This is a genomic window from Hymenobacter sp. BT559 (assembly GCF_016427535.1).
Classification (GTDB): domain Bacteria; phylum Bacteroidota; class Bacteroidia; order Cytophagales; family Hymenobacteraceae; genus Hymenobacter.
Genome location: NZ_JAELXV010000002.1, coordinates 576,203 through 590,318, shown reverse-complemented (window position 1 = coordinate 590,318; position 14,116 = coordinate 576,203). Strand labels below are relative to the sequence as shown.

At 60.5% G+C, this 14,116-nt stretch carries 10 protein-coding genes; 7 read left to right on the top strand and 3 right to left on the bottom strand.

Features of this window, described 5'->3' with window-relative positions:
* Nucleotides 1–11 precede the first annotated feature (11 nt).
* From ybiA to JAO77_RS09010, 7 genes are all read left to right on the top strand, one after another.
* Entirely contained in the window at nucleotides 12–557 is a 546-nt protein-coding gene (ybiA, locus tag JAO77_RS09040) for a riboflavin biosynthesis intermediates N-glycosidase (protein ID WP_198989993.1), read from the top strand.
* Complete coding sequence (locus JAO77_RS09035; protein ID WP_198989992.1) at nucleotides 554–1,903, top strand: DUF58 domain-containing protein; 1,350 nt, start codon at nucleotides 554–556, stop codon at nucleotides 1,901–1,903. The genes ybiA and JAO77_RS09035 overlap by 4 nt, the downstream gene beginning before the upstream one ends.
* A gap of 109 nt (nucleotides 1,904–2,012) precedes the next feature.
* The gene (locus JAO77_RS09030) at nucleotides 2,013–3,944 is read left to right on the top strand and encodes a family 20 glycosylhydrolase (protein WP_198989991.1); all 1,932 of its coding nucleotides are present in this window, start codon (nucleotides 2,013–2,015) and stop codon (nucleotides 3,942–3,944) included.
* Between the two features lie 356 nt (nucleotides 3,945–4,300).
* Nucleotides 4,301–5,140 carry a bacteriorhodopsin gene (locus JAO77_RS09025; protein ID WP_198989990.1) on the top strand — a complete coding sequence of 280 codons (840 nt, stop codon included), beginning with the start codon at nucleotides 4,301–4,303 and terminating at the stop codon, nucleotides 5,138–5,140.
* Nucleotides 5,121–6,173 carry a Brp/Blh family beta-carotene 15,15'-dioxygenase gene (locus JAO77_RS09020; RefSeq protein ID WP_198989989.1) on the top strand — a complete coding sequence of 351 codons (1,053 nt, stop codon included), beginning with the start codon at nucleotides 5,121–5,123 and terminating at the stop codon, nucleotides 6,171–6,173. The genes JAO77_RS09025 and JAO77_RS09020 overlap by 20 nt, the downstream gene beginning before the upstream one ends.
* 47 nt (nucleotides 6,174–6,220) lie before the next feature.
* Nucleotides 6,221–6,778 (top strand): type 1 glutamine amidotransferase domain-containing protein, encoded by a 558-nt coding sequence (locus JAO77_RS09015; protein ID WP_144849110.1) that lies wholly within the window; start codon nucleotides 6,221–6,223, stop codon nucleotides 6,776–6,778.
* Between the two features lie 276 nt (nucleotides 6,779–7,054).
* A complete protein-coding gene (locus JAO77_RS09010) occupies nucleotides 7,055–7,963 on the top strand; it encodes a hypothetical protein (RefSeq protein ID WP_198989988.1) in 909 nt (302 codons plus the stop codon).
* On the opposite strand, the gene JAO77_RS09005 is transcribed toward JAO77_RS09010, so the two are convergent.
* The 3 genes from JAO77_RS09005 to JAO77_RS08995 all read right to left on the bottom strand — a co-directional run bounded on the left by JAO77_RS09005 (nucleotide 7,960) and on the right by JAO77_RS08995 (nucleotide 14,069).
* Nucleotides 7,960–8,436, bottom strand: a complete 477-nt coding sequence (locus tag JAO77_RS09005; protein WP_198989987.1) for a nucleoside deaminase — start codon at nucleotides 8,434–8,436, stop codon at nucleotides 7,960–7,962. The genes JAO77_RS09010 and JAO77_RS09005 overlap by 4 nt on opposite strands.
* A gap of 114 nt (nucleotides 8,437–8,550) precedes the next feature.
* Nucleotides 8,551–12,459 carry a DUF8818 domain-containing protein gene (locus JAO77_RS09000; protein ID WP_198989986.1) on the bottom strand — a complete coding sequence of 1,303 codons (3,909 nt, stop codon included), beginning with the start codon at nucleotides 12,457–12,459 and terminating at the stop codon, nucleotides 8,551–8,553.
* Between the two features lie 128 nt (nucleotides 12,460–12,587).
* On the bottom strand, nucleotides 12,588–14,069 hold the full coding sequence (locus tag JAO77_RS08995; protein ID WP_198989985.1) for a TlpA family protein disulfide reductase: 1,482 nt from the start codon (nucleotides 14,067–14,069) through the stop codon (nucleotides 12,588–12,590).
* Nucleotides 14,070–14,116 lie beyond the last annotated feature (47 nt).

The following is a 14,116-nucleotide window of genomic DNA, read 5'->3' as shown; positions in this document are numbered from 1 at the left end:
TTCTGATTAGTATGCCTTACTCTCTTACCTGGCTACTTAGCCAGCCGCCGGCCGATACCAAATACTTGTTCTTCTGGGGCCACACGCCGAAGCAGAAGGGCGTGGTAGATAAAAGCTGCTTCAGCCAGTGGTTTCCGGCTGCTTTTGAAGTGGCTGGCGATACCTATACCACCGCCGAGCACTGGATGATGGCTGAAAAAGCCCGCCTGTTCGGCAACGAGGAGGTGCGCCAGCGCATTCTGGCCGCCAAGCACCCGGCGGAGGCTAAGAAGCTAGGCCGGGAGGTAGTTGGCTTCGACCCGCAGGTGTGGGATGAGCAGAAATACGAGCTGGTCACGGCTGGCAACTATCACAAGTTCAGCCAGCATCTGACGCTTAAAGACTACTTGCTGAATACCAGCAGCCGGGTACTAGTCGAGGCTAGTCCGGTCGATGCCATTTGGGGCATTGGGCTGGCCACCGACCACCCCGACGCCCTACAGCCAGCCCGGTGGCCGGGCCAAAACTTACTGGGCTTTGCCCTAATGGAAGTCCGCGACCAGCTACGCCGCTCATGAGTTTTTTCCTACCGCTCCGCTTTTTTTATCTTTGCACGGGCCTCATTGCAGGGTTCGTCTTGGCGTTTTTCCTGCCGTGGCTGCTAGTGCCTATGCAGGTACTCCTAGGTGCCACCATCTTGCTCACGGGGCTCGATGCGCTGCTGCTGTACGCGCCGGGACAGGGCGGCAGCCAGCCGGTATTTGGGCGGCGCGTGCTGGGCGACAAGCTCTCGAACGGCGACGACAACGAGGTGCAGTTGTACCTGGAAAACCGCTACCGCTTTGGCCTGCGGCTAGAGGTGATTGACGAGATTCCGCACCAGTTTCAGCGGCGCGATGTGCTGTTTAAAGCCAGTGTTCAACCGGGCCAAACGCAGGTTATCACCTACCAGCTGCGACCCACCAAGCGCGGCGAGTACGAGTTTGGAGCCGTGAATGTGTACGCGGCTTCGCCCCTGGGGCTGGTGCGGCGGCGCTTTCGCTTCGACCAAAACCGCATGGTGCCGGTATACCCGTCGTTTTTGCAGATGCGGCAGTACGAGCTGCTGGCCATCCACAACCGCCTCACGGAGGTGGGCGTGAAGCGTATCAGAAGGGTGGGCCAGAGCATGGAGTTTGAGCAAACCCGGCCCTACGCCAGCGGCGACGACCCGCGCAACATCAACTGGAAGGCCAGCGCCCGGCGCGCCACGGGCGGCGGCAACGACACGTTGGTAGTCAACCATTTTCAGGATGAGCGGGCGCAACAGGTATACTGCCTCATCGACAAGGGCCGCGTGATGCGCATGCCCTTCGAGGGCCTGAGCCTACTCGATTACGCCATCAACGCCACACTGGTAATGAGCAACATCGCGCTTATTAAGCACGACAAGGCAGGCCTAGTCACGTTTTCGAACAAGCCTGGGGCAACAGTGCCCGCCGAGCGCCGGCCGGGCCATCTGCGCACCCTTTTGGAGGTGCTATATCGCCAGAAAACGCAGTACCTCGAAACCGACTACGAGCGGCTCTACGCCACCGTGCGGGCCAAGATTAAGCAGCGCAGCTTACTAATTTTGTTTACCAATTTCGAAACCTTGCAGGGCATGCAGCGTCAACTGCCCTACCTCCGGGGCCTGAGCAAGGCGCATTTGCTGCTAGTCGTTTTTTTCGAAAACACCGAGCTGCGCACCTACCTCGACGCGCCAGCCGAATCAACGGCCGACGTATACAATCAAACCATTGCCGAAAAATTTCAGCAAGAAAAGCGGCAGATAGTGCTGGAGCTGCAACGCTACGGTATTCAGGCGCTGCTGACACCGCCGCAATTGCTGACGGTGAACACGATAAATAAGTACCTGGAATTCAAAGCCAGGGGATTGATATAGCATGAGTACTTTCCCACAGCGTTTCGCAGAAGTAAGCCCAGGGTTTCGCAACGTTTTCTCTTCTGAGCCCAGCGCTGCCCTGCGTTTTAATGCTGTGAGACTTTGCGGGATGGTAGCGCTCTTGCTACTCGCTACACTTACGGCCCAGGCCCAGCGCCCGCTGATGCCGCTGCCCGTGCAGGCTGCCTGGCAGCCGGGCTACTACCGCTTTGCCACGGCGCCCCTAGGTGCCCTGCGCCGGCAGGTAACCGGCCCAGCCGGCTCGACCGACGAGAGCTACCACCTGCGCGTGACGGCCGGCGGGGCTAGCCTCGTGGCGGTGAGCCCCCTAGGTATTCAGCGGGGCCTAGCTACGTTTCGGCAGGTGCTAGAGCGCACGCCGCGCGGTTGGCGGGCGCAGTACTGCGACATTCGCGACTGGCCGCGCTTCAAGTGGCGGGGACTATTGATTGATGCGAGCCGGCACTTCCTGCCGGTGGCCGTTATCAAGCGCAATATCGACGGCATGGCGGCCGTAAAGCTGAACGTGCTGCACTGGCACCTGAGCGACGACCAGGGCTTTCGGGTCGAGAGCCGGTTTTTTCCGCGCCTCAACCGCGCCAGCACCGATGGGCTGTTTTATACCCGCGCCCAAGTGCGGGAGGTGCTGGCCTACGCGGCGGCCCGGGGCATTCGGGTGGTGCCTGAATTCGACATGCCCAGTCACACCACGAGCTGGATTGTGGCCTACCCGCGCCTGGCGTCGGTAGACTCGGCCTATGCGCCCTACCGCCTCTGGCGTACCACCAATGTAGCCATCGACCCCACCCGGCGCAGCACGTTTACGTTCATTGACTCGCTGCTGACCGAGATGACAGCGCTTTTCCCCGACCCGTATTTCCACACGGGCGGCGACGAGAACGATGGCCGGCAGTGGCGCCGCACGCCGCGCATCGTGGCCTTTATGCGGGCGCACAAGCAGGTGAAGGTCGACGGCGTAACACCCGATAAGCACCTGCTGCAGCTCTATTTCAGCCAGAAGGTAGACTCGCTGGTGCGCCGCCACGGCAAGATAATGGTAGGCTGGGACGAAATACTGGGCCCCGGCCTGCCCCGCGACGTGGTGGTACAAAGCTGGCGCGGCGCTAAAGCCGTAGCGCAGACCGTGCAAAAAGGCAACCCCGCGCTGCTCTCGGCCGGCTACTACCTCGACCTGAACCTGACCGCCGCCAGCTCCTACGCCGCCGACCCGCACACGGGCGTGCCTGACTCGCTGCGCGCCCGCGTGCTGGGCGGCGAGGCGGCCATGTGGGGCGAGTTTGCCGACAGTGTAGTGTATGACAGCCGCGTGTGGCCTCGCGCAGCCGCCGTAGCCGAGCGACTCTGGAGCCCCGCCGCCCTCACGCAGGACGTGCCTGACATGTACCGCCGCTTGGCCTACGTGAATGAGGAACTCGACGCCCTAGGCCTGCGCCACCGCCGCGCCCCGGCCGCCCTGCTGCGCCAAATGGCCCAGCCCTACCCCGCCGCCCTGCCAGCCTTGCAAGCGCTAGCCGCCGTGTCGGAACCCGTGAAGGAGTATAAGCGCCACTTTCAAGGCTTTAGCTACACCACCGAAACGCTGTACAACCGCTTGGTAGATGCTGCACCGGCCGAGTCGGAAGTAGCGCGGCGCTTCGGGGCTACTGTCGATAGCCTTATGGCGGGCCAGCCGGTGCTTACCAGCCTCGTGCCCACTGTGGCGCCCATGCCCCTGACGCCCGCCGCTCGCGGCCAGTTGGCGCGCTTGCAAAAGCAGGTGCAGCAGTGGCAGCAAGCCACTCAGGCCCTAACGCCGCTTTTTGCGGCATCCCCGGCCATGGCCGAGTACGCACCGCTAGCCGTGCAGCTAGGTGCAGTGGCTGCGGTGCTGCAGCAGCGCCTAGGTCAGCTCGAAAGCGGCCAGCCCGTGCTACCGGCCTGGCAAACCGAAGCCAAGGCGCAACTAGAGGCTGCCCAAAAACCGGTGGGGCAAGCTGAGTTGGCCATTATCAAGGCCGCCAAAAAATTAGCGGGCTTGTAGCTACCCTAGGTACCTATCTGCCTCTTGGAAGCCGTTGTCGGCACTGGTAGCACGACGTAGAACGGCCGACATAGCGGCGTACAACATTTCGACTTTCAACTAGTGGCCCCGGCCGCTTATGCACTACGAGTAGTGCATAAGCGGCCGGGGCTTTTTGTGTGTTTCCATAGACGTTATCAGGCCTAGCCAGCTTATTATTAAAGCACTAGAGTAAACTACTTGAAAATGAACACCAAATGAAGTAAAAATAATTATTGTTTATTGGCAACCTAGGAGTAGAGAGGCCCCGTACCCCATCTCAATTACCCCTTAGCACTCCGCTAGTTGGGCTTACTACACTCTAGCTTCAGTTTATCATGACATTCGGCGACTCCTTCGTGCCCACGGCGGGCGAAGTGGGCATACTCTCCATGCTCACTTATTTCTTTATGGCCGTGGCGGCTTATAGCTTTTTGGGCAACCTAATTTTTAGCTTGGCCACGCAAAGCAGCGTAGCACCCGAGCACCGTATTTCGCGAGTGTACGGGGCCATTATTGCAGCAGTAGCGGGCGTTTCGTACTTGCTCATTACGCACTTCTACCACGAGTTTTTGCACGAGCTAAGCCGCCAAGGAGCGCATACGACGGCCGGCGAAATACTAACGCGGCAGAGCTACCAGGCCATTGGGCAGCTTCGCTACATCGACTGGGCAGTGACTACTCCTTTACTGCTGCTCAAAACCGTTTCGATGCTACGCATCTCTTTTCGCGAAGCTACTAAAGCTATTATCGTACTGCTGGTGGCCGACTTTTTCATGGTGCTGACGGGCTATATCGGCGAGCAGCAGCTCACGGCTACGGGCGAAATCATTGCGAGCGGCAAGCTGCTTTGGGGCGCTATTTCGACCCTAGGGTACCTCGTCGTGCCGTTTGTGCTGTATGGCCTCTACAAGCGCTTTGGGGCGCGGGGCCACGAGCAAGAGCGCTGGGGCTTCCGGTTTATGGCCTACACCACTGTTACGAGTTGGGGCGTGTACCCACTGGGCTATCTTCTGACGCTGACCAGCGTAAACCTGAACTATATCCATTTAGCGTTCAGCATGGCCGACATTTTTAACAAAACTGGTGTAGCCATTGTGGCCTACCTCGTGTCGAAGCGCCTACTCGATGAGCGGCTGGACGAGAAGAAAATCATCGATGGTTATTCGGTGGTTTAGAAGCCGCGGGCCGCAGCGCTACTCCTATGTGGCGCTGCTGCTGGCCGCCGCCGTGGGCGTGCTGGCGCCGACCTGGGCGAGTTGGATATTGGGGCCGGCGCTGCTACTGGGCCTAGCGCTGCTGGGCGTGGCCCACGGCGCCTGCGACCAGTTTGTGGTACCCGCCACCCGCCCAGAGCTAACCCAACACAGGGGGCGCTACTGGGCCGTGTTCCTAGGTGGGTACCTGGGGCTGGCGGCGGGCGTAGGGCTGCTATGGTGGTGGCAGCCGGGGCTGGCAGTAGCCTTTTTCTTTGGGCTATCGGCCTGGCACTGGGGCTCGGGCGATGCACCTAGGGCAGCACCTCGTGGGCTATGGGTGGTGCACAGTGTACTGCGCGGCGCGCTGCTGTTTACCGTGCCTCTGTTGCGCTGGCCTACGGAAACCCTAACGCTTATCAACAACTTACTCACGCTGGCGGGGGCGGCCCCGCTGCCCCTGGCCTCGGTACTGCAGGCGGCGCAGTGGCTGGGGCCGCTGGTGCTGGGAGGGCACCTGCTGCTGTGGCTTAGCTACTGGGCCCGCGGCCAGGCCACCCTAGCCGCTACCGATATACTGGAAGTAGTGGTACTTGGCGCCCTGCTCTTGGCGCTGCCTCCATTGCTATCGGCTGGGGTATACTTTGTTTTTTGGCACAGCTTGCAGCACGTGCTGCGCATGAATGCGCTGATGGGCTTGCCGCCAACAGGCAGCCGGCCTGCCCTAGGGGCGCAGCTAGGTTTCTTTTTGCGCCGCTCGGCGCCGCTCTTGGCTATTAGCCTGGGGGCGCTGGCCGTGGTCTATGGCTTGGCCTGGGCCCGGGCGGCAAGTGGCGCTACATTCATCAGCCTGGCGCTGCTGGCGGCCTCGGTCGTGACGCTGCCGCACGCGCTGCTCGTGACGCTTGGCCTCGATACCGCCCGCTGGCGCCGTGCCCCACTTGTGCCCAGTGTGCCACCAAAGGCTCCTAGTGCTGTGCTTATGTCAGCAACCACCCCCGCAGTCCCAGCGTAAACCTTAAGTAGCAGGCGAGACTATTCGCCGCTTAGTTTTTATTCGCAATGTCACTTTTTGGAACCGATAAATTGAAAGGGAAGCGCGTGGCCATTATTGCCACCGATGGCTTTGAGCAAGTAGAGCTGACCGAACCGCAGAAATATTTGAAAAACGAAGGCGCCGAGGTCGATGTGGTGTCGCTGAAGAGCGGCAGCATCAAGGGCTGGGACATGACGGACTGGGGCGACAAGGTAGACGTAGACAAGACCATCGACGAAGTGAAGGTGGAAGACTACGACGCTCTAGTGCTGCCCGGCGGCCAGATTAACCCCGATAAGCTGCGTCTGGAGCCCAGCGTAGTAGACTTCGTGCGTGAGTTTGCCCACACCGGTAAGCCGCTGGCTGCCATTTGTCACGGGCCTTGGACGCTCATTGAGGCCGATGTGGTGCGCGGCAAGCACATGACCAGCTGGCCCAGCCTTAAAACCGACCTGCGCAACGCCGGGGCCGAGTGGCAAGACTCGGAGGTGGTAGTAGATGGCAATTTCATTACCAGCCGCAAGCCCGACGACCTTAAAGCTTTCAACCAAAAGATTGAGGAGCTGCTCACCACGCCGCGCTAGCCCATAGGTAGCGTGAATAACTAAAAGCCCGCCCTGGCTCGCATAAGCGAAGCTAGGGCGGGCTTTCTGTTGCTAGGAGCCGAGACCTGCGAGGCTAGTATGCAGGCAGGCGGCTCTACAGCGTGAGCGCGAATAGTCGTTGAGGAAGCAACCAATTAGCTGTCGGCTTGCCTATTTAAGATAGGTAATGGGATAAGTAAGTTAGCACCGAATTAAAGCTATACGTCTGAGCCAATAGGCATGAATCCTACTGGCTTCTTACTAATTACTTACCTCATGAAGGCCTTTTTTATCGCCGTGCTATCACTGGCTTGTGTGCTACAAGCTTGCCAGCAGCAGTCAGCCGAAAAAGCCGCTAGCCAAGCACCTAGTAGTGAATCTAATCCAACTGAGGTCCCGATTGCGGTGAAGCCTACCCTAGCCCAACGCCTGAGCCCCGTGCTGAAGGGCCACTGGGTAAGCGCTAACTACTTACGGGAGGTAGCCCGCACGCGCTCGCCGCAAGCCGCCTTCGACGATGCGCCATCACCGACCTCCTTAGTGATTGAGGACTTTGCCGGCCAGAAAGACAGCGTGGAGATTGGGGCTTCTTACGGCCTGCACGAAGGAGGAAACCTGACGCTGTTGTTGCAAGCCGGTACCCAACCGGGCTCCCTCAAGGTGAGGGAGCCTTACGGCGGCGAAGTAGGCACGCGTAATGAACTCGCTTATCGGATAACTTCAACCGATACTACACTGCTGTATATCACCCGAAAGAGCAGCACAAACAAAATAGTCAGCCAACTAGCCTATCGCCGAACTGGTATGCCTGGCAAGACCGCTGACCTCGAAACGGGGGTCGAGCTAGGCGTCAACAAATTGCTGCTAGCGGGGAGCTATACGGGTACCGATTCTACTGGCCGGTCGGTAGCCGTTCGCTTTTTCACCGACGGCAGGCTTACTGGCTTACCGTTTAAAAAGTATGGGGTACAAACCGATTTTACAGGGCCTACTCCTGGTGATGAATTGGTATTTGATGTGTACACCAAGCAACAACAAACATTTGCCGCTTCATTTGGCCGCGACACGCTAAAGCTTTACACTACACACAGCCTGCTTGGTATTCCGCCCGGTGGCACCGATACCACGGAATACTTCACGAGGGGCCGCCTACGCTACCAGCTAATCCGCACCAAGCAGCGCTAATATTCCGTTTTGCTCTCGTGGGCTTCCCAGGCTTGGAAGCCCGCAATGGCTTCTTCGGGCAGCAGCTGTTGCATCGGGATGCTGCGCTCGCTTAGGGGCTTGTCGATTTCGTCGTAGATAAAGTGGTCGTCGAAGCCCACAGCGGCAGCGTCCTGCTTGGTGTTGCCGTAGAACACGCGGGCCGGCCGCGCCCAATAGATGGCACCTAGGCACATGGGGCAGGGCTCGCAACTGGTATAAAGGTCGCAGCCCTCGAGCTGAAAGGTACCTAGGGCCTGGCAGGCTTTGCGAATGGCATCGACCTCGGCGTGGCAGGTGGGGTCGTGGGTAGTAGTGACTTGGTTGAAGCCGCGGGCGATAATCTGGCCGTCTTTTACTACCACCGCGCCGAAGGGGCCGCCGAAACCGGCCTGCATTTTTTCGATAGAAAGGCGAATGGCTTCGCGCATGAAGTCGGGGTTAGGAGCAGTCATTTTCTTCGTCTTTAGTTATTCGTTTTTAATTTTTGGCTGGCCTGCGGTGCATTAGGCAAGGATAGTAGTACAGTTAAAACCGAACAACGTTTAGGCAAAGACCAAAAAATCACCCTAAAACAGCACCGCCACCTGCATGCGGCCAGTGTGCACCACGCCCAGACCGCTCGACTTGCGCCCGTCGTAGGCCACCGTGATGTTAAGGCCGTTGGCGAGGCGCTGCTCCATATTAAGGTTCCAGGTAAAGTTGGAGCCGGGGCGCAGGGCTTGCAGCACCTCTAGGCCTACTACCGAGGCCACATTGCCCTCAAACGTAACGCGCGTGACGTGCGTGGCGGCCGTGAGCGTGCGCTTGCCCACTTGGCTAATGCGCGTTTCGAGCCCTAGGTCGTCGAAGGTGCCGCGGGTATCGTTGGCCACGTCGGGCTGGCCGGTGCGGTCGAGCAGGTCGCGCTTGGCCACGTGCTGCAGGGTGCCCGTGAAGCGCAGCGCCGTGCTGGGTTGGTAGCTGATTTCGGGCTGGATGGTGTAGATGCGCAGCCGGAAGTTGCGGGCGCTGAGAAAAGCGCTGTTGGTGCTATAGCTGCTTTGGGCCTCGCGCACATCGCGGGCCACGGTGAGGCGGCCCGTAAATGACTGCGCCAGGGTGCGGCGCAGTAGCAGGCTTTGGGTGGTGAGGTTGCGCAAGTCGAAGCCCTGGGCGAGCAGCGTTTTCTGCTGGGTTTGCTGCGAGGTGAGCTCGGCGCCGAAGGTGGGGTTGGCCCGGTTGAGGTACAGCGTATTGCGCACGAGCTGCGTAAACGCCAGCAAGCTGGCATCTTCCTTCTCGAAGCTAAACGGGCTCAGGCGCGCACCTAGGGACCGGCTGCTAGTGCGCCGGTCTACGGTGACGCTCGTGATGCTGCTGAACCGCGCTACCAGCGCCTGCCAGCCGCCGGCCTCGCGCCAGCCGCGGGGCGCATTCACGGTGAGGCGGTAGCTGAGGCGGTTTTGGTAAGCAGTGAGGTAGTCGGCGGTGGGCAAGTACACCTTGATGTAGGTGCGGTACTGGGCATCCGGGGTTTGAGCTTCCAAAAACTCGTCGCGGTCCTCCACACCGTTGCGGTTGAGGTCGCCGGCGTAGTAGTGGGTGCCTTGACCGGCCGGCACAGCCAGAAAGGAGTAGTCGCGGCGCAGCTCGCGGCCAGTTTGCACACTGTAGCTCAGCTCCGAGCGTATCTGGTTCTGGAGCAGGGTGGCATTGTAGTCGATTTTGCCGAGCACGTTGCGCTGGCGGGTGCTGTCGGCGTAGGCCACGGGGTTGAGGTCGCGGTAGGTGGCCAGCACGCGCAGGTCTTGGGTGCGCCCTAGGCGGGTAGTTACGTTGCCTTGCCAGGTCTGCGAAATAGTGCGCACCTGCAGGTTGGTTTGCTCGGCGGTGGGCGTCTGGTCGCGGCGGTAGCTGTAGTCGAGGCGGTAGCGGGTGCGCCCGGTGTCGGGGCTTTGCAGGAAAAAGGTGTGCTCGTCGAAGTAGTTGGCCGAGCGCACCGAGTCGCGGCCCGGCGACACCACTCGGTTTTTATCGAACTTATAGCTGTAGCCCGGAATGAGGCGCCCGCCGCCGTAGCGCACGCTGGCCTCGCCGCGGGCCCAGGTAGACTGGTAGCGCCCGGCCTGCGAGTTGAGCAAAAACAGCGCCCCGCGCAGCTCTACGCGGCCCACCTGCTGGGCCACATCGAGCCAGTGCTGCAAGCCGTTGACCTCGCCCGGCCGGTAGCGGCGGCTAAGCCGGTAGTTGACGCTGTGCGTGGCATCACGCGTCAGACCCACCGCGAAGTTGAGAATATTGTCTTCCCTAGGTACCGTAGTGGTGGCGTTAGCGGTGCTAACGGTGCTCCAGTTGCGGTCAAACTCGATGTCGCGGTAGCGGTCGATGGGGGCAAACTTGGGGGCCGTGTACTCGTAGTCGAGCGCCGAGCTGAGGCGGTAGTTGCGCAGCGCGGCGGGCGCCCACTGGGGCAAGGCGCGGTTTTGCACGCTGTAGCCCAGGCGCATGGCCCCGCCCTTGTCTTCGGTACCTAGGGCAAAGCGATTGCGCTGCAATTGTGAGCTGGCTAGGTCCACGAATACGGCCGCGGTGGGGTCAAGCTGAAAGGTAGCCCCGGCCGTGAGCATCTGCTTGAGCAGGGGCGTGGGCAGCACGCGCACCGGCGCATAGCTCCCCTGGCCCGGCCCCCGGTACACATACACCCGGCCATTGGTGCCCGAGGTGGTATTCAAAGCATAGTCGCCGCGGCCCGCGCCCACGTTGGTAAAATTTACATTGTAGACGGGCTTGGTTGAGTCGGGTGGAAAGGTGTAGGTGGCCACCTGCTGGCCGGTGGCAGGGTTGGTAACCAGCGTGCGGTTGTACTGCACCAAGCTGCGGTTGTAGGCGGCCAGCGTGTCGCCGCGGGTTTGCACGGCGGCCACGTTGCCGGCCTGGCGCAGGGCCTGCTGGTCGGTGACCGAGAGCGAAAGGTTAGCGGTGCTATTGGGGTCGTCGGCCTCTTGGTAGAAGTTGCCGCGCACCTGCAGCTTGCCCACCTGCTGGTAATGGCTTAGAGTATAGAGCGAGCGCGAGTAGTTGAGGTCTGAGTACTCAAAATCGACCTTGAGGCGGGAGTTTTTGGTGATGAGGTGGCGGGGCGAAAACGTCAGTTCGGCTAGGTTATAGTCGATGGTGTAGTCGTAGTCGAAGCCCCGGGTCTGAAGCCGCCCATCGAGGTACACCCGCTCGGAGCCCGCTAGCACAATGATGTATTGCTCGCCATTGGGGCCAGTGAGGCGGTATGGCCCTTGCACGTTCTCGATTGGCACAATGTCGAGCGAGGCAAACTTACCCTTGGCTACGCCGCCCGCTATCAGGGTTGAAGAGCGAATCTGGCCTTTTTGGTCGCGCACGGTTACTTCGCCGCTACCGGTTGGGCCAGTTGCTCCGGTACCAATGCCACCAGTAGCCGAAGAGCCTGCCGTGCCAGTGGGCGTTTGCAGCGTTTGGTTGGGCGGCACCACGGTGCTGGGCGGCGTCAGGGTCTGCTGGCTGTTGCCGGTGGGTGCAGCGCTGTTGTTGGTCACGCCGTTGGTATAGGTCGTGAACGACGAAGGTGGCGCGTTGCTCACGCTGTTGTTGCTCACGCCAGCCTGCAAGGGCTGCGGACCGGGCGCCCCTAGGTTGGCCTCGATGGCCGCGCCCTGAATGTTCTTGTAGTAGCGCAGGAAGTAATCGGGCTTGTTGCGCAGCACCACATCGCCGGCCGTCAGGTTCCACTGCGGGCCGGTGAGCGTGATGTAGATTTTATCGAACTGCTGCAGCGTCTGGGTGTTGCCCTCGGGCTGGAAGGGTACGTTTTGGTCCGATATGGCGGCCGTGAGGCGAATATTCTCCGTGAGCTTGCCTTCGAGCTGCAAGTTCAGCGCCGAATTCACGAACACGTTCTGGGTATTGCCAAACGAGATGCCCCGGGCTAGATTACCCGTCTTATTAATGCCCGGCGTGCTCAGTATCTGCTCTTTCTGCGAGAAGTCTTCGAGTCGTAGCATCTTGCGCTCCCGAAAATCGATGCTGTCCATGAGCCGGGGCGGGCGGCGGTAGCGCTGGGCCAGCAGCTGCACTGGCAGCACCCGATAGCACAGGTACACCGAGTCGGGCCGGAAGCTACCGGCGCTATCGGCGGCCGGCGCGGGCCGCACAATGCGGTATTGGTTGGTAGCCGCATTGTAGCTCACCGGCCGGCCATTGGCCGTGACGGTAGCCGGCACAATGGTGAGCGAGTCGGAGAGGCTGAAAAGCGTGGTATCGCGCCCTAGGGCCAGGCGCAGGTAGCGGCAGCGCTGCGTAGTAGGCGGCGGTTGGGCCGCGGTGGGTGCCCTAGGTGCCCCCGACGGGCTAGCCGACGATGTCGCGGCTGGTGCCTGTTGCGCCCAGGCGCGGGGTATACTCAACCACAGCACCGCCAAGAGCAGGCCCACGAAGGGAAAGCACAGACGGTAGCGTTGGGTCATAGAGTAAAGTTCGGCATTAGCGGGCCCACAACGCTAGCTAGTTCTTACTAGTGCCTTACTGCGGTGCTAATTGCGCCGCGCGTCGCTATAGCCATCGGTAGCGCCGCGGCTTAGCTAAGCTCAGAAACTTATAGTAGCTCTTCTACTAGGGTTCCGAAGCGCACGTCACCAGGCCGCAGGCTATTGGGGTTGCGCACGGTACCCCTGCGGTCAAGAAGCATATAGCGCGGCACCGACCGCACATCAAATTCCTGGCGGAAGGCTGAGGACCCTGGGCGTATGAAACGATACTGGAGCCCCGCGCCAGCCGGCAACTGCTTAAGCGCCCCGCGCCAGGCCGTGGGGTCTTCGTCGATGGATAGATAAAGTACTACCAGCCCTCGCTTGCCATAACGCTTGGCAGCGGCTATCGATAGGGGTATTTCTTCGCGGCAGGGCACGCACCAACTAGCCCAGAGGTCGAGCAGTATCACTTTGCCGCGGTAAGCGGCCAGCAGGTCGGTAAGGTGCCGCGGCGAACCTACCGGGCTCACCAGCGAATCGGAAAAGGCGGCGTGCGGGTAGGAGCGCAACGGTACAGGCGGCCCGCCGCGCAGCACTTTCAGAAACTCATCATGCGGCTTTACCCAGCGGGCGTAATCCTGGATATAATAGCTAAGATTCTGCCGCTGCTGCCCATCTTCTAAAATCAAGTAACACACCCAAGCCCGGTGAAAGCCACTGAATAGCTGTTTGGCCATCTTATAGCTTGCCCCGGCGGCGGGGTACTGCCGCGCCAGCACGCACTGGTACTCAGCATACTGGCTAAGCGCCCACCCCACCCCCTGGCTTGCCGCAGCAGGCAGTGCCTGCATCGCTAGCACGCCACGCCACTGCGCGGCTACCGTGTCACGGTAGGCGTCTGGCGGAGTGCGTAGGGTATCGCGGCGGCTACTGGGCAGCAGAGGGCTGAGCAGCATCGAAAAGAGCCGCAAGCGTATCTGCCGGCCCAGGCAAGCTGCCACCTCGGGCCGGATGCCGGGCGTGCGGCGCAACTGAGCCAGGCGAGCGTCGCCTTCTAGCCGCAGTCGCTGCCACAGCTGCAAATACTGCGTAAGATGCTTGCGATTAGCTAAGTTTCGAATGACCGTGTCGTGGTAAGTGATGGTCGAGTCACCATCTACCGGCTCACCTAGGCCAACCGACATTCCATCTAAGCTGAGCGCGCCGCGCCACAAGCGCACGCAAAAATCCAGCTCGGCTTGGTGGCGGCCCTTGAACTGAAAGGTATTGCGGTCGACATTATGCAGTATCGTCACGGTGTCGCCAGGCATCAATACCAACACTGGCGGCTCTAGCAGACGGGTGCGCGCGGGCGGGTTCCGCACAATGCGATTCACAAAATGAATCAGCGTTGGAGTAAAAGCACCGTTCCCAAATTCTACCCAGCCACTACGGTGAGCGGCAACTAGGTCTCTATCCTTTGCCGTTCCATACAGATTATTACAGCTGTATATAATTGGGTCGCTACCGGCTTGCGCCAGCAGCGCGGCCCTAGGTGGGGTTGCGCCAGCTGGGATAGCCAGCAGCAGTAGCAACGAAAACCAGGTGGTAAGAAGCGAGTTTGCCATAGTGCACAGGGTAGGTAGTCAGCTGATTGATGCCAACTTACGCCATT